This window comes from Streptomyces griseus (assembly GCF_900460065.1).
Lineage (GTDB): Bacteria > Actinomycetota > Actinomycetes > Streptomycetales > Streptomycetaceae > Streptomyces > Streptomyces griseus.
Genome location: NZ_UAVD01000001.1, coordinates 1 through 16,933, shown reverse-complemented (window position 1 = coordinate 16,933; position 16,933 = coordinate 1). Strand labels below are relative to the sequence as shown.

Sequence of the window (16,933 nt, the reverse complement as noted above, 5' to 3'; positions counted from 1 at the left end):
CCGGGCCCCTCGTCGTGTGTGCGGCCCGTCCACGGAGCCGGGTGTCCCCTCTCCGGGTCAGGCGCCGGCCGACGGTGCGACCAGCAGCACCTTCCCGATGTGCGCGCTGGACTCGAGCACCCGGTGGGCCTCGGCGGCGTCCGCCATCGGCAGCGCCCGGTCCACCACCGGCCGGACCACCCCGTCCTCGATCAGCGGCCACACGTGTTCGCGTACGGCGGCGACGATGGCCGCCTTCTCGTGGAGCGGGCGGCCCCGCAGGGAGGTCGCGGTGACGGCGGCCCGCTTGGTCAGCAGGGCGCCGAGGTTCAGCTCGCCCTTGGCCCCGCCCTGGAGCCCGATGATCGCGAGACGGCCGTTGACGGCGAGCGCCGAGACGTTCCGGTCCAGGTACTTGGCGCCGATGAGGTCCAGGATGACGTCGGCCCCCGACCCGGCGGTGTTCTCCCGCAGCTCCTCGACGAAGTCCTGCTCGCGGTAGTTGACGAGGATGTCCGCCCCCAGTTCGGCGCACCGGGCGAGCTTCTCCGGACTGCCCGCCGTGACCGCGACCCGGGCCCCGACCGCCTTGGCCAGCTGGATCGCCATCGTGCCGATGCCGCTGGAGCCGCCGTGCACCAGGAAGGTCTCACCGGGGCGGAGGTGGGCCACCATGAAGACGTTGGACCACACCGTGGCGGTGACCTCGGGGAGCGCAGCCGCCTCCACCAGGTCGACGCCCTTCGGTACGGGGAGGAGCTGGCCCGCCGGCACGGCGACCTTCTCCGCGTAGCCGCCGCCCGCCAGCAGCGCGCACACGGCGTCGCCGACCGCCCAGCCGGTCACCCCGGGACCGAGCGCGAGGACGCGGCCCGCGCACTCCAGGCCGGGGTAGGGGGACGCGCCCGGCGGCGGGTTGTAGAAGCCCTGCCGCTGGAGCACGTCCGCACGGTTCACGGCGGAGGCGACGACCTCGACGAGGACCTCGCCCTCGCCGGGTACGGGATCGGACACCTCGGCCCATACGAGCGCCTCGGGTCCGCCGGGTTCGGGAATCGTGATCGCATGCATGGCCGCGAGGCTACTCCGGAGCGGCGCGCGTTCAGGGCCGCGGCGGCATCGAGTTGCCCGGCACGGAGGTGGAGCTGGGGCTCTTGCGCACGATGGTGATGACCCGGTCCGTCAGCTGCAACGGGCTGGCCGCCGGGTCGTCGTAGCCAAGCAGCCGGTGCCCGCGCAGGACGCTGACGACGAGATCGTCCGTCTCCCGTACGTTCTTGCCCACCTCGGCCTTTATGACCGGCCGTTCCACCAGGTCGAGCCCGCTGCCCTGCTGGATCAGGTCCTCCATCACGGTGCCCGCGCTGGGGCTGAGGACGGAGAGGCCGAGCAGCCGGCCCGCGGCACTGGCGCTGGTGATGACGGCGTCGGCGCCGGACTGGCGCAGCAGCGGAGCGTTCTCCTCCTCGCGCACCGCCGCCACGATCTTCGCCCCGCGGTTCAGTTGACGTGCGGTCAGGGCCACCAGGACGGCGGTGTCGTCGCGCTGGGTGGCGATGATGATCTGACGCGCCTTCTGGAGCTCGGCGCGCAAGAGGACGTCGCTGCGGGTCGCGTCGCCGAGCACCCCGGTGAAGCCCTCGGCGTTGGCGGCCTCGATCACCTTGGAGGCCGGATCGACGATGACGATCTGGTCCTTCCGCAGCCCGGTGGAGCAGAGGGTCAGGATCGCCGAGCGGCCCTTCGTGCCGAAGCCGACGACGACGGTGTGGTCACGCAAGTTGGATCTCCAACGCTTCAGCCGGAAGTCCTCACGGGTCCGTTCCGTGAGGACTTCGAGGGTGGTGCCGACGAGGATGATCAGGAAAAGCACGCGCAGGGGTGTCACGAGCACCACGTTGATCAGCCTCGCCCCGTCGCTGTACGGGGTGATGTCCCCGTACCCGGTGGTGGAGAGGGTGACCGTCGCGTAGTAGACGGCGTCGAGCAGATCGACCTTGCCGTCGGCGTTGTCGTTGTAGCCGCCGCGGTCGAGCCAGACGATCAGCACGGTCGCGGCCAGCACGAGCAGTGCCATCAGCAGGCGTTTGCCGACCTGGCGGGCCGGGCCGTCGACGACCCGGCGGGGCAGCATCACCCGGGTCGGCACGACCAGTTCGTCGGCTCGCCTGGCCATCGCATCGTGGCCGGGAAGTTTCACGTGAAACACCCTTCCGTCCACGGCGTCGCCGGGGCCCATGGGAGATCCAGAATCTCCACCTCGGTGCCGGACCGTACCCCGCCCGGCTCCACCACGGCCAGTCCGTCCGCCGCGGCGATCCCCCGCAGCATCGCGGGCCCGTTGTAGCGGAGCGGGGCGACGTGGTCCCGGCCGCCCGGCCGGCCCGCGCGGTGGACCACGGGCACGAGGCGGGTGTCGTGCGGATGCCCGTGCACCTCGGCGTGGACGAGGGCCCGGTATGCGTCCTGGGCGGGGCGGCCGGCGATCCCCGCGAGCAGCGGCTCCGCCAGCGTCAGCAGGCCCGACACGGCCGCGAGCGGATTGCCGGGCAGCCCGACCAGATAGGGCCCGTCCGGCACGTCCCGCGACTGCCGCTCCGGCGGTCCCTGCGGGTGTTCTTGCGACGACTCCCGCGACCGTCCCCGGGGCGTTCCCGGAGCCGGCAGCCGTGCGAGCAGCATCGGGTGGCCGGGGCGGACGGCGACGCCGTCCACCAGGAGTTCGGCGCCGAGGGCTTCGAGGACCGGGTGGACATGGTCGACCGGCCCGGCGGCGGTGCCGCCGGTGGTGACGATCAGGTCGGCGTCCGAGGCGGTGAGGGCGTCGCGCAGCGCTGCCGCGTCGTCCCCGAGGCGGCAGGGCGGCGAGACCTCGGCGCCCAGGGCCCGTAGCCAGGGGCCGAGCATGGGGCCGAGGGCGTCCCGGATGAGCCCGTCGTGCGGCAGGCCGGAGGCGAGCAGTTCGTCGCCGAGGACGAGGACGTCGACGCGCGGCCGGGGCACGGCGGGCAGCGCGTCGTACCCGGCGGCAGCGGCGAGGCCGAGCACGGCCGGGGTCACTACCGTCCCGGCCGGGACGAGCTGCTCGCCCGCGCGGCACTCCTGGCCCCGGGGCCTGATGTCCTGCCCGGCGGCCACGGACCGCCGGGCGTGCAGCAGCCCCTTGGCGTCGTCGGCGTGGGCGTGCTCGCTGCGGATGACGGCCGTCGTGTCGGGCGGGACGCGGGCGCCGGTGGCGATCCGTACGGCGGTGCCGTCGGGCAGTGCGGCGGCCGGGCCGCGCCCGGCGAGGATGCCCGCCCCGGCCTCGAACGCCCAGGGACCCGGCCCGGCGACCGCCCAGCCGTCCATGGCCGAGGTGTCGAAGGACGGCAGATCGGTGAGCGCGCCGAGCGCCTCGGCCAGCACATGCCCGAGCGCGCGGTCGAGCGGCAACCGGATCGTCGCGAGCGGAGCGGCCCGCCCGGCCCGCGCCGCGACCGCCCGCGCCCGGTCCCAGGAGAGGGGCGGGGGCGGGGCGGGGTGCGGGACGCCGGTCGGGGCGGGGGCGTCCGGGACGGCGTTGTCGGTGCTGTTCCGGGTGGGGTGGGGACTGCCGAGGGGGGCGCCGTTCGCGTCACCGCGCGGGGCGCGCGCGGACGCGTCGCCCCTGCGGTCGGGATCCCGGCCCGGGCCGGTTCGCGCCCCGCCGACCAGGGCGAGCGCCTGCTCGACGGCCCGTTCCGTCTCCGCGTGTGCCAGGTCGTCCGCGTCACGGCGGGAGCGGCCGGGGCCGGCCGGGTCGGAGCCGGTCATGGCGTCCCGGTCCCTTCGCTCCCCGCGCCGGACTGCCCCTCGGCACTCGCCTCCGTGCTCGCTTCCGCGCTCGGCTCAGCGTCCGCTTGCACGCTCGGCTTCGCGTCCGCTTGCACGCTCGGCTTCGCGTCCGCCTCCGTGCTCGTCTCCGCTTCCCAGCGCAGAGCCAGGGCGGTGGCCTTGCGAGCGGCCTCCGCGACCGCTGCCGCCGCCTCGTCGGGGCCCGCGCCCGCGCTCGCCCCGGCCGCCGCGTACCCGACCAGGAAGGTCGTGAGCGGTGCGGCGGGGCGGGCGACTCCGTGCGCGGCGTCACGGGCGAGGTCGAGCAGGACACCGGTGTCGACGTCGAGTTCGATTCCCAGTTCGTTCTTGACCGAGGTGATCCATTCGTCCAGCACGGCCCCATGCTCCCTGATCCGGGTCCTGGCGGCGGCGATGTCCTCCCAAGTGTCGCAGTCGAACGCGGCGTCGGGGCCCGCGTCCACCCGGGCGAGATCGAGCTCCGCCGTCAGGAGGCGGAGCGGCAGCCCGGCGAGGCCCCCGTACTCGGTGGCGAGCAGGGCCAGCTCCCGGCGGAGCGGCTCGGCGCGGTAGGCGGCCACCAACGGCTGGTCACGCCCGTCGGGGTCGGTGCACAGCGCCCCCTCCCGGCCGGGCTGTCCGGCCGCGGCGAGCAGCGCGTCGACCGTCCCGGCGCCGAGGAACGGAAGATCGGCGGAGAGCACGAGAACGCGCTCCGCCGATGTCAGCCGCAGCCCCGCCCCCAGCGCCGCCAACGGGCCGCCGCCCTCGGGCACTTCCCGGGTCCAGAGCACCGGTCTGGAGGTGGCGCGACGACCGCCCACCACGACGGTGAGTGCCGCGCCGCCGCAGGCCGCGAGCACCCGGTCGAGCAGCGTCCGGCCGCCCACCGGGATTCCTGGCTTGTCGGCGCCGCCGAGCCGCTTCGCGGCCCCGCCGGCAAGGACGATCACGTCATAGGCGGTCATACGTCGAGTATGGGCGGCGCCCCGGAGCGACGCCCCCGCCGGGGTGGCCGGAAGTCCGGGTCCCCAGGTCCTGTCGTCACCCTGCCGTCGTCGCCCGAAGGGCGGCCCCGCGGGGTCAGGTGCGTGCTCCCGGTGTGCCGGGCGCGGGTCCTCGTACGGGACGTACTCGGGCCGGTGCCCGGTGCGGCGAGAGCGCGTGCACGGCCCCGCGGGGCAGGCGGCAGTCCGACGACAGGGCCCAGGGGGGCGCTGCGCCGGGACGCCGCCCGCTCGTCCGCTACAGGGTGCGCAGCAGCACCGCCGGCTGCTCCACGCAGTCCGCCACGTACCGGAGGAAGCCGCCGGCGGTCCCGCCGTCGCACACCCGGTGGTCGAAGGTGAGGGACAGCTGGACGACCTGACGTACGGCCAGTTCGCCCTGGTGCACCCACGGCTTGGGCATGATCCGGCCGACGCCGAGCATCGCCGCTTCGGGGTGGTTGATGATCGGCGTCGAACCGTCGACCCCGAACACGCCGTAGTTGTTCAGCGTGAAGGTGCCTCCGGTCAGCTGGGCCGGGCTCAGCTTCCCGGTCCGCGCCAGCTCGGTCAGCCGGGCGATCTCGGCCCCGATGGACTCGACATTGCGGATGTGCGCGTCCCGGACGACCGGAACGACGAGGCCCCGGTCGGTCTGGGCAGCGAACCCGAGGTGCACGCCGGGCAGCCGGACGATCTCCCGGGCCTCGGTGTCCACGGTGGAGTTGAGCTCGGGGAACCGGGCCAGGGCAGCCGTGCAGATCCTCGCCAGCAGGGCCAGCACCGACACCTTCGGCCCGGCGGACGGGCCCGTCGCGGTGTTCATCGCGGCTCTGACCGCCATCAGCTCGGTGGCGTCGGCGTCGACCCAGCAGGTGGCGTCCGGGATCTCGGTCCGGCTCCGCGACAGCTTGTCGGCGACCGCTCCGCGCACTCCGCGCAGCGGAATCCGCTCGGCGTCCGGGGCGGCCGGGGACACGGGAGCTGCGGGCGTGCGGCCCGGTTCCTCGGCCACCCGTGCCGTCGCCGCGGTCTCCTCCGCCTGTCGGATCGCGCCGTCGACGTCGGCGCGCAGGATCAGCCCGTCGGGGCCCGAACCCGCCAGCCGCCGCAGATCGATGTCGTGCTGCCGGGCCAGCCGTCGTACCAGCGGAGAGACCACCGGCACGGGCCCCTGCCCGTTCACCGCGCCCACGGCGACAGCCACGGCGGCCGGAGCCGCCTCGTCGGCGGCGGACGCCGTGGCAGCGGTCGCGGGAGCCGTACCGGACGCCGCCGGGGCGAGAGCGGGCGCCTCGGACACCGGGGTGTCCGACACCGCGGTCCGGACGTACGTCCGGTCGGGTCGGTCCGGCCGGATGCGCCGACGCCTCGCGGCGGGGGCGCCCGTCCCGTACCCCACGAGGACGTTCCCCGAGCCGCCCGCGGACTCCGTGGCCGTGGCGGCGGACTCCGCGGCGGTGCCGGAGGCGGGGGACCCGGCGGACGACGGGGACGCCCCGGAGGGATCCAGCCCCTCCGGCGCTCCGACGGCGACCGTCAGCAGCGGTGCGCCGACGGGGAGTTCCGTGCCCTCCTCGCCGAACCGCGCGGTCACCACGCCCCCGTAGGGGCAGGGCACCTCCACCATGGCCTTGGCCGTCTCGACCTCGACGACGGGCTGGTCGATGGCGACGACGTCGCCGACCTCCACCAGCCAGCGGACGATCTCCGCCTCGGTCAGCCCCTCACCGAGGTCCGGCAGCTTGAATTCGAGCACCCTGGCCATCAGCTGTCCGCCTCCCACTGCAACCGGGCCACCGCGTCGAGCACCCGGTCGACACCCGGCAGATGGTGCCGCTCCAGCATGGGCGGCGGGTAGGGGATGTCGAACCCGGCCACCCGCAGCACCGGGGCCTCCAGGTGGTGGAAGCACCGCTCGGTGATCCGGGCCGCGATCTCCCCGCCGGGCCCGCCGAATCCGGGGGACTCGTGGACGACGACCGCACGCCCGGTGCGGCGCACCGAAGCGGCCACCGTCTCGTCGTCGAACGGCACCAGCGAGCGCAGGTCCACCACTTCGAGGTCCCAGCCCTCGGCGACCGCCGCCTCGGCGGCCTCCAGGCAGACCGGCAGGGAGGGCCCGTACGTGATCAGCGTGGCGCTGCGTCCGGTCCGCCGGACGACCGCCTTGCCGATCGGCTCGACCGCGGCCGGAGCCTCCGGCGACCAGTCGGCCTTGGACCAGTAGAGCCGCTTGGGCTCCAGGAAGATCACCGGGTCGTCGGAGGCGATCGACTCGCGCAGCAGCCCGTAGGCGTCCTCCACCGTGGCCGGTGTGACGACGTGCAGGCCGGGGGTGGCCATGTAGTAGGCCTCGGAGGAGTCGCTGTGGTGCTCGACCCCGCCGATCCCCCCGCCGTACGGCACGCGCACGGTGATGGGCAGCGGCATCGCTCCGCCGGTGCGGTTGCGCCACTTGGCGACATGGCTCATCAGCTGCTCGAACGCCGGGTAGGCGAACGCGTCGAACTGCATCTCCACCACGGGCCGCAGCCCGTACATCGCCATGCCGACGGCCGCGCCGAGGATGCCCGCCTCGGCCAGCGGGGTGTCGGTGCAGCGGTCGTCGCCGAACTCCTTCGCCAGCCCGTCGGTGATCCGGAAGACCCCGCCGAGCGTGCCCACGTCCTCACCGAGCACGTGGACGGTGGGGTCCTCGGCCATCGAGTCGCGGAGCGCGCGCCCGAGGGCCTGCGCCATCGTGGCCGGTTTCGCCTTCGTCCGACGTCCGTCGGCCGTCACTGCCGCGGTCGTCATCGTCCCGCCTCCGCGTCGTGCTCGTCGTGGTCCCGCTCGGCGTCCAGCTCGGCGCGCAGGGCGGCCGCCTGCTCCCGGAGCTGGCTGGTCTGCTCGGCGTAGACATGGGTGAACAGGTCCATCGGGGCCAGCTCCGGATCCGCGTTCATCCGGTCCCGCAGGGCGGCGGCCATGGCTTCCGCCGCCTCCTTCGCCCGCTCGACGCCGGCCTCGTCCAGCAGCCCGCGCTCCGTCAGCTCCCGCTCCAGCAGCCGCACCGGGTCGTGCGCCTTCCAGGCCTCGACCTCGCTGTCGACCCGGTAGCGGGTGGCGTCGTCGGCGTTCGTGTGGGCTTCCATGCGGTAGGTGACGGCCTCGACCAGGGTCGGGCCCTCCCCGCGCCGGGCCCGTGCCACGGCCTCGCCCAGCACCTGGTGCACCGCCGCCGCGTCGTTGCCGTCGACGAGTCGGCCCGGCATCCCGTAACCGACGGCCTTGTGGGCGAGCGAGGGGGCGGCGGTCTGCTTGGCCAGCGGGACGGAGATCGCGAAGCCGTTGTTCTGGACGAGGAAGACCACCGGGGCCTTCCAGACCGCCGCGAAGTTCAGCGCCTCGTGGAAGTCGCCCTCGCTGGTGCCGCCGTCGCCGACCATGGCGAGCGCCACCACGTCGTCGCCCTTGAGTCGGGCGGCGTGCGCCAGCCCCACGGCGTGCGGGAGCTGCGTGGCCAGCGGGGTGCACAGCGGGGCGATGCGGTGCTCGCGCGGGTCGTAGCCGGTGTGCCGGTCGCCCCGCAGCAGGGTCAGCGCCTCGACAGGGTCCAGGCCGCGCGCGACGGCGGCCAGCGTGTCGCGGTAGCTGGGAAAGAGCCAGTCACGCTCCTCCAGGACCAGGGCCGCGGCGATCTCGCACGCCTCCTGGCCGGTGCTGGACGGGTAGACCGCCAGCCGGCCCTGCTTCGTCAGGGCGGTGGCCTGGGCGTTGTAGCGACGCCCGCGGACCAGCTCGGCGTGGAGCCGGAGCAGCAGCTCCGGGTCGACGTCGGCGACCGCGTCCGTACCGAGCACCCGGTAGGGCTCCGGGTCCGGGAGCAGCGGGGCGGGGTCGGTGATCGGCTTCCAGGCCGGGGGCGGCGTGGGCCGGTAGGCGGCCGCGCCGGGCAGCTCTTGGACCGTCATGGGAAGCACCTCCTGGCATCGAGGGAGATCGGGGGTGGTCGATCAGGGGTATCGACAGGGAGCGGGATGTCGAGCGGCGGGCGAGGCACCGGTGTGGTGTGCCTCACCTACCGATTGTTCGGTCGCGGGGGCATTTTGGCTACAGGCGCCGCCAGCCTGTGGACAAACGGTTCTCCACAGCCTGGGATAGGAACAGGTCGTCCACAACAGGGAGGCGCGGGCAGATGGCAGCTGAACAAATGGCCGACGGGAGCGAGGAGCAGCGCCGGGCCGCGCCCGCCGGCCCGGCGCCGACCGCACCCGCGGTCGTGCCGCAGGCCGCACCTGCCGCCGCCCCGCAGACCTCGCCGGCGGTCGTTCCGCCGGCCGCGTCGGCAGCAGCCGCCGGCCCGGCGGCGGAGCCTCCGCCGCCGCCCGCGCGGCCACTGGACGCCATCGACCGCGACATCCTGCGCATCCTCCAGACCGACGGGCGCGCGTCGATACGTTCCGTGGCCGAACGGGTCCACGTCTCGCGCGCCAACGCCTACGCCCGCATCAACCGGCTCGTCGAGGACGGCGTGATCCGCGGCTTCGGCGCCCGCGTCGACCACGAGCGGGCGGGCCAGGGGGCGTCCGCGTACATCACGCTCAAGATCGTGCAGAACTCCTGGCGCACCGTGCGCGAACAGCTCCAGGCACTGCCGGGGGCCACGCACATCGCCCTGGTCAGCGGCGACTTCGACGTACTGCTCCTGGTGCACACGCCGGACAACCGCGCGCTGCGGGAGCTGGTCCTCACCAGGATCCAGGCCATCCCCGAGGTGCTCTCGACGCGCACCCTGCTGGTGTTCGAGGAGACGGACCTCGGACCGCGCCCGGACCGTCCGGCCGAGCTCGCCTGACCGCGACGGGCGGGCTCAGCGGCCGTTCGCCCGCAGCCCCTCGAAGGCCAGCTGGACGATGGTGTCCGCGAGCTGCTCCTCCCCCGGGAATCCGCCCGGCTGCGGCCGGTACCACTCGACCAGTGAGTTGACCATGCCGAACAGCAGCCGGGTCGCCAGCCGTATGTCCACGTCGGCCCGGAGGTCTCCCTCGGTGACGGCCGACTGGAGCAGCTCCGACACCCGCTGGTCGAACTCGCGGCGCCGCTCCAGCGCCCAGCGCTCCGTCTTCGTGTTGCCGCGCACGCGCAGCAGCAGGGTCACGTAGGGGACCTCGGCCATCAGCAGGTCGACCGTCCGGCGCGTGACGTACTCGACCCGCTCGACCGCGCGCCCGCGCTGCGCCCCCGGCTCGTCGAGGATGGCGAACAGCCCGTCGAGCGCCCGGCTCACGGCCCGGCGCAGCAGCTCCTCCTTGCCCGCCACATGGTGGTAGATGGAGGACTTCGAGATGCCCGCCGCCCGGGAGAGGTGCTCCATGGAGGTGCCGTCGTAGCCGCGCTCGTTGAAGACACGGACGGCGACGGTGAGCAGGGTCTCCGGTGTGTACGTGTCCCGCTTGGCCGTGGTCATGTCCGCGATCCTCCCCCATGAGGGGCGGTCCCCGCACAGGCGGGGACCGTCGAAGTCGTCCACAGGTTCACCGGGGCCCCTTGTCCCGACCGATCGTTCGGTTACTCTGACTCCATCCGTACGTCCCCGCCCGGCTCGATGAGGAGTTGGTCCGCCATGGCCGCCGCGCTCACCCCCCAGCAGCTGTCCGAGACCCACCGGCCCACGCTCGACCGGGCCCTCGACGCGATCAGCACCCGCGGGTACTGGTCGCCGCACCCCGAGCACCCGAAGGCCTACGGGGAGGGCGGCGCCCCGGGCAGCCTGGGCCTGGCCGAGGGCAAGGCCGCTTTCGACGCCCTCCTGAACACCCGTCTCGACCTGGGGCAGCCCGGCACCGACGGCTGGACCGGCGGCGAGGTCTCGCCGTACGGGCCGGAGCTCGGCGTCGAGTACCCCCACGCGGACCCGGACGTCCTGCTTCCGGCGATGAAGGCCGGCACGGGCGCCTGGCGGGCTGCGGGGCCGGAGATCCGGGCCCTGGTCTGTCTGGAGATCCTCTCGCGGATCAGCGCCCGCACCCACGAGCTGGCCCACGCCGTGATGCACACGAGCGGCCAGGCCTTCATGATGGCGTTCCAGGCGGGCGGCCCCCACGCCCAGGACCGCGGCCTGGAGGCCGTCGCGTACGCCTACCGGGAGCAGGTCCGCACCCCGGAGTCCGTCGACTGGTCCAAGCCGCAGGGCAAGCGCGATCCGCTGAAGCTGCACAAGTCGTTCATCACGTCCGGTCGCGGCATCGGGCTGGTCATCGGCTGCAACACGTTCCCCACGTGGAACAGCTACCCCGGCTTCTTCGCCTCCCTCGCCACCGGTAACCCGGTGCTCGTCAAGCCGCACCCGCGGGCCGTGCTTCCGCTCGCCCTCACGGTGTCCATCGCCCGCGAGGTGCTGACCGAGGCGGGCTTCGACCCGAATCTGGTCGCGCTGGCCGTCGAGCGGCCCGGTGAGGGCATCGCCAAGACCCTCGCGGTCCGCCCCGAGATCCGGATCATCGACTACACCGGCTCCACCGCCTTCGGCGACTGGCTGGAGGAGAACGCCCGCCAGGCCCAGGTCTACACGGAGAAGGCCGGCGTCAACACGATCGTCGTCGACTCCACCGACGACTACCGGGGCATGCTCGCCAACCTGGCCTTCTCGCTCTCGCTGTACAGCGGGCAGATGTGCACCACCCCGCAGAACCTGCTGATCCCCCGGGACGGCATCGCCACCGACGCCGGCGCCAAGTCCTACGACGACGTGGCCGCCGACCTCGCCGCCGCCGTCACCGGACTGCTCGGCGACGACGCCCGCGCCTCCGCGCTGCTCGGCGCGCTGGTCAACCCGGACGTCAGGGCCCGGGTGGAGGCGGCCGGTGAGCTGGGCGAGGTGGCCCTCGGCTCGCGTGCGGTCGCGAACGCCGAGTTCCCCGACGCGGTCGTCCGTACGCCGGCCGTCGTGAAGGTCGACGGCACCAAGCCCGACGACGGCGCGGCCTACCTCTCGGAGTGCTTCGGGCCGGTGTCCTTCGCCGTCGCCGTCGAATCGACGTCCGCCGCCGTGGACCTGCTCCGCCGGACCGTCCGCGACAAGGGGGCGATGACGATCGGCGCCTACACCACGTCCCCCGAGGTGGAGCGCGCCGTCGAGGACGTGTGCCTGGACGAGTCGGCCCAGCTCTCGCTGAACCTGACCGGCGGGGTGTACGTCAACCAGACCGCGGCCTTCTCCGACTTCCACGGCTCAGGCGGCAACCCCGCCGCGAACGCGGCGCTCTGCGACGGGGCCTTCGTCGCCAACCGCTTCCGCGTGGTGGAGGTGCGCCGCCAGGCCTGAGGGCCGTCCGGCTGCCCTGCGGGCGTCAGGGGCGGGGGTCGGGGACGTCGGCGTGGCGCTGTACCCACGCGTGCATCGCGATGGCCGCGGCGGCGCCGGCGTTGATGGACCGGGTCGAGCCGAACTGCGCGATCGAGCACACCATCGAGGCGTGCTCACGCGCTTCCTCGGTCAGCCCCGGCCCCTCCTGGCCGAACAGCAGGACACAGCGGCGCGGCAGCTCGGTGCGCTCCAGCGGTACGGCGCCGGGGAGGTTGTCGATCCCGATGATCGGCAGGCCCTCGGCCGCCGCCCACGCGGTCAGGTCCGCCGTGTCGGGGTGGTGGCGCACATGCTGGTAGCGGTCGGTGACCATGGCCCCGCGCCGGTTCCAGCGCCGCCGGCCCACGATGTGGATCTCCTTCGCCAGGAAGGCGTTGGCGGTCCGCACGACCGAGCCGATGTTGAAGTCGTGGCCCCAGTTCTCCACGGCCACGTGGAAGTCGTGCCGCCGCAGGTCGAGATCGGCGACGATCGCCTCCCGCGTCCAGTAGCGGTACGCGTCACCGACGTTGCGCCGGTCGCCCCGGGCCAGCAGCTCGGGGTCGTAGCGCTCGTCCTCGGGCCACGGCAGCGGGTGCGGCCCGACGCCGACCGGCTGGCCGTAGCCGTCGTCGTACTGGAGGGGTTCCTCCTGAGGAGGCCCCGCCGAGGGGTCCGCCGCCGGGTGGGTTCCGGCCGCTGTCGGGCTCTGCTGGGTTCTGCCGGTCTCACTGCTCACCCGACGAGCGTATGGCCCCCGCCGCCGCCTTGATGCCGGGGCTTCTCCGGACCGCCCCCGCTGTCCTTCACCGGCCCGGCCTCCGGTGGGCCGGTGCGGACCTGCGCGGCGCCGGGCGCTCCGGGCTCCCCCGGTGTGCGCGACCGGCCCGGCAGCCCCGGGAGCAGCCGCCGCCCGCCGGACGTGGCGCGGGCTCCCAGCCACACGAGGAAGGCCGTCGGCAGGAACACCGCGTCGGCCGCGATCATCGCCATGGAGAAGAACGGCAGCCCGAGCAGCAGGGCGATCCCCGCGTGCTCGCCGATCATGATGACCAGCAGGACGTTCTTGACCCGCCGGTTGAACAGCGTGAACGGGAAGGCGACCTGGACGATGACCGTGCCGTACGTCAGCACCATCACCATCAGCCCGCTGGCGCCCAGGATGTCCGACAGGGCGGGCCACGGGGTGAAGTAGTCGAGGTTGAGCGGGTAGTAGAGCGCGGTGCCGTCCTGCCAGCGCGAACCCTGGATCTTGTACCAGCCGGCCGTCGCGTAGATCAGGCAGACCTCGGCCATGATCACGGCCAGTGTGGCGTTGTGCGCGAGGTTGGCCAGCACATCGAGCAGGGTGCGCGGCTCGCCGTGCGGCTGGAACCGGTTCACGGCCCACCAGGCGGCGGCGGAGATCCAGAGGACCCACAGCAGCGTCGGCAGCCACCAGGTGCCGCCGAGTCCGCCCATGAGCGTGGCCGCCACGAGGACGGGTCCGAGGAGCACCCAGAGCACCGGGCCCACGACGTCCCGCAGGGGCGGCAGGCCCTCGGCGGCACGCCGCGCGTCGCGTGCCGCGCGCCGGGCGTCCAGCGACCAGACCTGGGCACAGCGCGTCAGCACAAGGTAGATCGCCATGAGGTGGACGACGTTGTCGCCGCCGTCGCCCATGAAGATGCTGCGGTTCTGCACGGAGAGCACGCCGACCATGAAGAGGACGGACATGGTCCGGGTCCGCCACCCGAGCAGCAGGGCCGCCGCGGAGAGCAGGGTGAGGGCGTACACGGCCTCGAACCAGACCGTGCTGTCGGTCCACATCAGGACGGAGAAGGCCTCGTTGCCGTTCGTGAGCTGGCGGGCCAGGTCCCAGTGCCACGGGCTGTCCGGGCCGTACAGCTCATGGCGGTTCGGCAGCTCGCGCAGCAGGAAGAAGAGGTAGGTGGCGGCGAAGCCGATCCGGACGACGGCGCTCTGGTACGGGCCGAGGGCCGATGCGGTGACCCGCTGGAGGGCACGGGCCGGGCCGCCGGGGGGCACGGTCGGGCGAGGGGCGGAGGGCCGGGGGGCGGTGCTCTGCTCGGCGGCGCTCTGCGGGCCGGCGCTCTGCGGGCCCGTGTTCTGCGGGCCCGTGTTCTGCGGGCCGGCGGGCGGGGGGATGGTCACTGGCTCTCCTCCACGCCGTGGGCCGCGTCCCGGCCCCGGTCCGCGTCCCGCTCGGGAAGGTCGTCCGGCGTCACGGTCCACCAGGGGAGCACGCGGTAGACGGGCCGGGTGCTGATCTTCTCGTCGCTCCATGGGGGCGGGGCGATGGAGCTGGTGGCGGAGCGGAGCTGGATGCGCTCGATCGTGCCGCCGTAGTCGCGCTCGCTCAGCCGCAGCATCGCGATGCGCCGCACGTACCGCTCGGAGAGGTCACCGCGCAGACCGTTGGGGCGGTTCTCGCTGTCGTGCGAATTGACGTAGAAGTCCCAGCCCCGGCGGAGCTCGTTCTGGTCCACGTGGCTGGGGAAGAGGTTGCCGCGTATCTGTTCGCCGTCCTCGTGCGTCAGGTTCATCCACCTGGTCGTACGGCGGCCGTCGGCCCCCACCACGTCGGCCCGCACGTGGACGGCGACGTTCTGCTGGAGCGGGTTGGGGGCGAAAAGCTTCCAGTTCTGCTCGAACTCCGGGTAGATCCAGCGGTCGATCGTCTTCCCGTGCTGCTTGGACAGCGTGTTGGACGGGGCGACGTGCAGGAACACCATGGCCACCTGCGTGCAGGCGAGCAGCCCGATGAGGGACAGGGCCAGAGCCGCGACCACCTGATAGGGGAAGGAGAGCCCGGCTATGCCCCGGCCGGTGGCCGAGGGATCAGGCAACGGCACGGGCGCCGCTACCGGGGCGGAGGGCTTCGGCGGTATGGCTCCGGGGGTGTCCCGCGCTTCCGCCGGCCGGTTCACAGCCTGCGGCCAGACGTCCTTCCCCCCGCCCGCAGAACTCCTGTCGTGGTCCGAATCCATCCCGCCCCGATCACCGTCGATCACCACTCAGTTATCCACAGGGTTGACACCCTACGGGCCTCCGACTCACCATTGAAGCCAAGGAACCGAACGATCGGTCGGTAGGGAGCCCGGGATGGCGGCAGTGACTGCGGACCAGACGACGCAGGGGACGCTCGGCACACAGGACGTGGCGGACGCGGACCGCGTCGCGGCCTTCGAGGCGGCCGTGGCGGCGGACGAGCGGATCGAGCCGCGGGACTGGATGCCCGACGCCTACCGGGCGACGCTGGTGCGCCAGATGGCCCAGCACGCCCACTCGGAGATCATCGGCATGCAGCCCGAGGCCAACTGGATCACCCGGGCGCCCTCGCTGCGCCGCAAGGCGATCCTCATGGCCAAGGTGCAGGACGAAGCGGGCCACGGCCTGTATCTCTACAGCGCCGCCGAGACCCTGGGCACCAGTCGCGAGGAACTGCTCGACAAGCTCCACGCGGGCCGCCAGCGCTATTCCTCGATCTTCAACTACCCCACGCTGACCTGGGCCGACGTCGGCGCCATCGGCTGGCTGGTGGACGGGGCGGCGATCACCAACCAGGTGCCGCTCTGCCGCTGCTCCTACGGCCCCTACGCCCGCGCGATGGTCCGCATCTGCAAGGAGGAGTCCTTCCACCAGCGCCAGGGGTACGAGCTGCTGCTCGCCCTCAGCCGCGGCACCGAGGCCCAGCACGCCATGGCCCAGGACGCGGTGAACCGCTGGTGGTGGCCCTCCCTGATGATGTTCGGCCCGCCCGACGAGGCCTCGTCGCACTCCGAGCAGTCCATGGCCTGGAAGATCAAGCGGCACTCCAACGACGAGCTGCGCCGGCGCTTCGTGGACATCTGCGTTCCCCAGGCCGAAGCGCTGGGCCTGGAGCTCCCCGACCCCGACATCCGGTGGAACGAGGAGCTCGGCCGGCATGAGTTCGGCGCGATCGACTGGGACGAGTTCCAGGCGGTCCTCAAGGGCAACGGCCCCTGCAACGAACAGCGCATCAGCCAGCGGCGCAGGGCCCACGAGGAGGGTGCGTGGGTCCGCGACGCGGCAGCCGCCCACGCCGCCAAGCACGCCCCGGCGCAGTCATCGACCCGGACACCGGCACAGCACAGCGCGCCCGCGCACCACGTGGAGGAGACGGCATGAGCAGCTCGACCGACTGGCCTCTGTGGGAGGTGTTCGTGCGCTCGCGCCGCGGGCTGTCCCACACCCACGCGGGCAGCCTGCACGCGCCGGACGCCGAGATGGCCCTGCGCAACGCCCGCGACCTCTACACCCGCCGCTCGGAAGGCGTCTCGATCTGGGTGGTCCCCTCCGCCGTGATCACCGCCTCCTCCCCCGACGAGAAGGACTCCTTCTTCGAGCCGGCCGCCGACAAGCCCTACCGCCACCCGACCTTCTACGAGATCCCGGACGGGGTGAAGCACCTGTGAGCGCCGCACTCGCCCTCGGCGACGACGCGCTGGTGCTCTCGCACCGGCTGGGGGAGTGGGCGGGCCACGCCCCCGTCCTGGAGGAGGAGGTGGCCCTCGCCAACATCGCCCTCGACCTGCTGGGTCAGGCCCGGGTGCTGCTCTCGCTCGTCGGCGACGAGGACGAGCTCGCCTACCTTCGCGAGGAGCGGGCCTTCCGCAACCTCCAGCTGGTCGAGCAGCCGAACGGGGACTTCGCGCACACCATCGCCCGGCAGCTCTACTTCTCGGTCTACCAGCACCTGCTGTACGAGCGGCTCGCCGCCGGTGAGGGCGAGTTCGCCGGTCTGGCGGCCAAGGCGGTGAAGGAGGTCGCCTACCACCGCGACCACGCCGAGATGTGG

Annotated in this window: 16 protein-coding genes; 5 read left to right on the top strand and 11 right to left on the bottom strand. The window is 73.4% G+C overall.

The window, feature by feature from the left end; all coding sequences use genetic code 11:
* Positions 1 to 57: 57 nt before the first annotated feature.
* The 7 genes from DTB53_RS00085 to pdhA all read right to left on the bottom strand — a co-directional run bounded on the left by DTB53_RS00085 (position 58) and on the right by pdhA (position 8,737).
* Positions 58 to 1,050, bottom strand: coding sequence for an NAD(P)H-quinone oxidoreductase (locus DTB53_RS00085; protein WP_012380118.1), 993 nt, complete (start codon positions 1,048 to 1,050; stop codon positions 58 to 60).
* A gap of 31 nt (positions 1,051 to 1,081) precedes the next feature.
* Positions 1,082 to 2,218 carry a potassium channel family protein gene (locus tag DTB53_RS00080; RefSeq protein ID WP_003967937.1) on the bottom strand — a complete coding sequence of 379 codons (1,137 nt, stop codon included), beginning with the start codon at positions 2,216 to 2,218 and terminating at the stop codon, positions 1,082 to 1,084.
* A complete protein-coding gene (locus DTB53_RS00075; RefSeq protein ID WP_012380116.1) occupies positions 2,176 to 3,774 on the bottom strand; it encodes a molybdopterin molybdotransferase MoeA in 1,599 nt (532 codons plus the stop codon). Before DTB53_RS00075 ends, DTB53_RS00080 begins: the two co-directional genes overlap by 43 nt.
* Positions 3,771 to 4,763 (bottom strand): NTP transferase domain-containing protein, encoded by a 993-nt coding sequence (locus tag DTB53_RS00070; RefSeq protein WP_012380115.1) that lies wholly within the window; start codon positions 4,761 to 4,763, stop codon positions 3,771 to 3,773. Before DTB53_RS00070 ends, DTB53_RS00075 begins: the two co-directional genes overlap by 4 nt.
* A gap of 277 nt (positions 4,764 to 5,040) precedes the next feature.
* Positions 5,041 to 6,549 carry a dihydrolipoamide acetyltransferase family protein gene (locus DTB53_RS00060; protein ID WP_012380114.1) on the bottom strand — a complete coding sequence of 503 codons (1,509 nt, stop codon included), beginning with the start codon at positions 6,547 to 6,549 and terminating at the stop codon, positions 5,041 to 5,043.
* Positions 6,549 to 7,580, bottom strand: a complete 1,032-nt coding sequence (locus DTB53_RS00055) for an alpha-ketoacid dehydrogenase subunit beta (RefSeq protein ID WP_012380113.1) — start codon at positions 7,578 to 7,580, stop codon at positions 6,549 to 6,551. Before DTB53_RS00055 ends, DTB53_RS00060 begins: the two co-directional genes overlap by 1 nt.
* A complete protein-coding gene (pdhA, locus tag DTB53_RS00050) occupies positions 7,577 to 8,737 on the bottom strand; it encodes a pyruvate dehydrogenase (acetyl-transferring) E1 component subunit alpha (RefSeq protein WP_003967932.1) in 1,161 nt (386 codons plus the stop codon). The genes DTB53_RS00055 and pdhA overlap by 4 nt, the downstream gene beginning before the upstream one ends.
* A gap of 224 nt (positions 8,738 to 8,961) precedes the next feature.
* Here pdhA and DTB53_RS00045 point away from each other — a divergent pair, with 224 nt between their 5' ends.
* A complete protein-coding gene (locus DTB53_RS00045) occupies positions 8,962 to 9,621 on the top strand; it encodes an Lrp/AsnC family transcriptional regulator (protein WP_075025219.1) in 660 nt (219 codons plus the stop codon).
* 15 nt (positions 9,622 to 9,636) lie between these two features.
* Here the strand turns inward: DTB53_RS00045 and DTB53_RS00040 are convergent, their stop codons facing one another.
* Positions 9,637 to 10,233, bottom strand: a complete 597-nt coding sequence (locus tag DTB53_RS00040) for a TetR/AcrR family transcriptional regulator (protein ID WP_012380111.1) — start codon at positions 10,231 to 10,233, stop codon at positions 9,637 to 9,639.
* Positions 10,234 to 10,389: 156 nt separating this feature from the next.
* Between DTB53_RS00040 and paaN the strand changes: the two genes are divergently transcribed.
* The gene (gene paaN, locus DTB53_RS00035) at positions 10,390 to 12,090 is read left to right on the top strand and encodes a phenylacetic acid degradation protein PaaN (RefSeq protein ID WP_012380110.1); all 1,701 of its coding nucleotides are present in this window, start codon (positions 10,390 to 10,392) and stop codon (positions 12,088 to 12,090) included.
* 25 nt (positions 12,091 to 12,115) lie between these two features.
* Here the strand turns inward: paaN and DTB53_RS00030 are convergent, their stop codons facing one another.
* From DTB53_RS00030 to DTB53_RS00020, 3 genes are read right to left on the bottom strand one after another with little or no spacing between them, the layout of a single operon-like run.
* Entirely contained in the window at positions 12,116 to 12,850 is a 735-nt protein-coding gene (locus DTB53_RS00030) for a TrmH family RNA methyltransferase (protein ID WP_003967928.1), read from the bottom strand.
* Positions 12,847 to 14,265 (bottom strand): HTTM domain-containing protein, encoded by a 1,419-nt coding sequence (locus DTB53_RS00025; protein ID WP_012380109.1) that lies wholly within the window; start codon positions 14,263 to 14,265, stop codon positions 12,847 to 12,849. The genes DTB53_RS00030 and DTB53_RS00025 overlap by 4 nt, the downstream gene beginning before the upstream one ends.
* Entirely contained in the window at positions 14,262 to 15,101 is an 840-nt protein-coding gene (locus DTB53_RS00020; RefSeq protein WP_042498565.1) for a DUF5819 family protein, read from the bottom strand. The genes DTB53_RS00025 and DTB53_RS00020 overlap by 4 nt, the downstream gene beginning before the upstream one ends.
* Before the next feature lie 115 nt (positions 15,102 to 15,216).
* On the opposite strand from DTB53_RS00020, the gene paaA reads away from it, so the two are divergent.
* From paaA to paaC, 3 genes are all read left to right on the top strand, one after another.
* Entirely contained in the window at positions 15,217 to 16,263 is a 1,047-nt protein-coding gene (gene paaA, locus DTB53_RS00015) for a 1,2-phenylacetyl-CoA epoxidase subunit PaaA (protein WP_012380107.1), read from the top strand.
* Complete coding sequence (gene paaB, locus DTB53_RS00010; RefSeq protein ID WP_003967924.1) at positions 16,260 to 16,550, top strand: 1,2-phenylacetyl-CoA epoxidase subunit PaaB; 291 nt, start codon at positions 16,260 to 16,262, stop codon at positions 16,548 to 16,550. Before paaA ends, paaB begins: the two co-directional genes overlap by 4 nt.
* Positions 16,547 to 16,933, top strand: a 387-nt coding sequence (gene paaC / locus DTB53_RS00005; protein WP_112416000.1) for a 1,2-phenylacetyl-CoA epoxidase subunit PaaC, incomplete at its 3' end; no start/stop codon positions are given. The genes paaB and paaC, both read left to right, overlap by 4 nt.

What these genes read in the sequence shown, in the direction of transcription:
- DTB53_RS00085 (WP_012380118.1), bottom strand. Translation starts at nt 1,050, where the DNA reads ATGCATGCGATCACGATTCCCGAACCCGGCGGACCCGAGGCGCTCGTA.
- DTB53_RS00080 (WP_003967937.1), bottom strand. Translation starts at nt 2,218, where the DNA reads ATGGGCCCCGGCGACGCCGTGGACGGAAGGGTGTTTCACGTGAAACTT.
- DTB53_RS00075 (WP_012380116.1), bottom strand. Translation starts at nt 3,774, where the DNA reads ATGACCGGCTCCGACCCGGCCGGCCCCGGCCGCTCCCGCCGTGACGCG.
- DTB53_RS00070 (WP_012380115.1), bottom strand. Translation starts at nt 4,763, where the DNA reads ATGACCGCCTATGACGTGATCGTCCTTGCCGGCGGGGCCGCGAAGCGG.
- DTB53_RS00060 (WP_012380114.1), bottom strand. Translation starts at nt 6,549, where the DNA reads ATGGCCAGGGTGCTCGAATTCAAGCTGCCGGACCTCGGTGAGGGGCTG.
- DTB53_RS00055 (WP_012380113.1), bottom strand. Translation starts at nt 7,580, where the DNA reads ATGACGACCGCGGCAGTGACGGCCGACGGACGTCGGACGAAGGCGAAA.
- pdhA (WP_003967932.1), bottom strand. Translation starts at nt 8,737, where the DNA reads ATGACGGTCCAAGAGCTGCCCGGCGCGGCCGCCTACCGGCCCACGCCG.
- DTB53_RS00045 (WP_075025219.1), top strand. Translation starts at nt 8,962, where the DNA reads ATGGCAGCTGAACAAATGGCCGACGGGAGCGAGGAGCAGCGCCGGGCC.
- DTB53_RS00040 (WP_012380111.1), bottom strand. Translation starts at nt 10,233, where the DNA reads ATGACCACGGCCAAGCGGGACACGTACACACCGGAGACCCTGCTCACC.
- paaN (WP_012380110.1), top strand. Translation starts at nt 10,390, where the DNA reads ATGGCCGCCGCGCTCACCCCCCAGCAGCTGTCCGAGACCCACCGGCCC.
- DTB53_RS00020 (WP_042498565.1), bottom strand. Translation starts at nt 15,101, where the DNA reads ATGGATTCGGACCACGACAGGAGTTCTGCGGGCGGGGGGAAGGACGTC.
- paaA (WP_012380107.1), top strand. Translation starts at nt 15,217, where the DNA reads ATGGCGGCAGTGACTGCGGACCAGACGACGCAGGGGACGCTCGGCACA.
- paaB (WP_003967924.1), top strand. Translation starts at nt 16,260, where the DNA reads ATGAGCAGCTCGACCGACTGGCCTCTGTGGGAGGTGTTCGTGCGCTCG.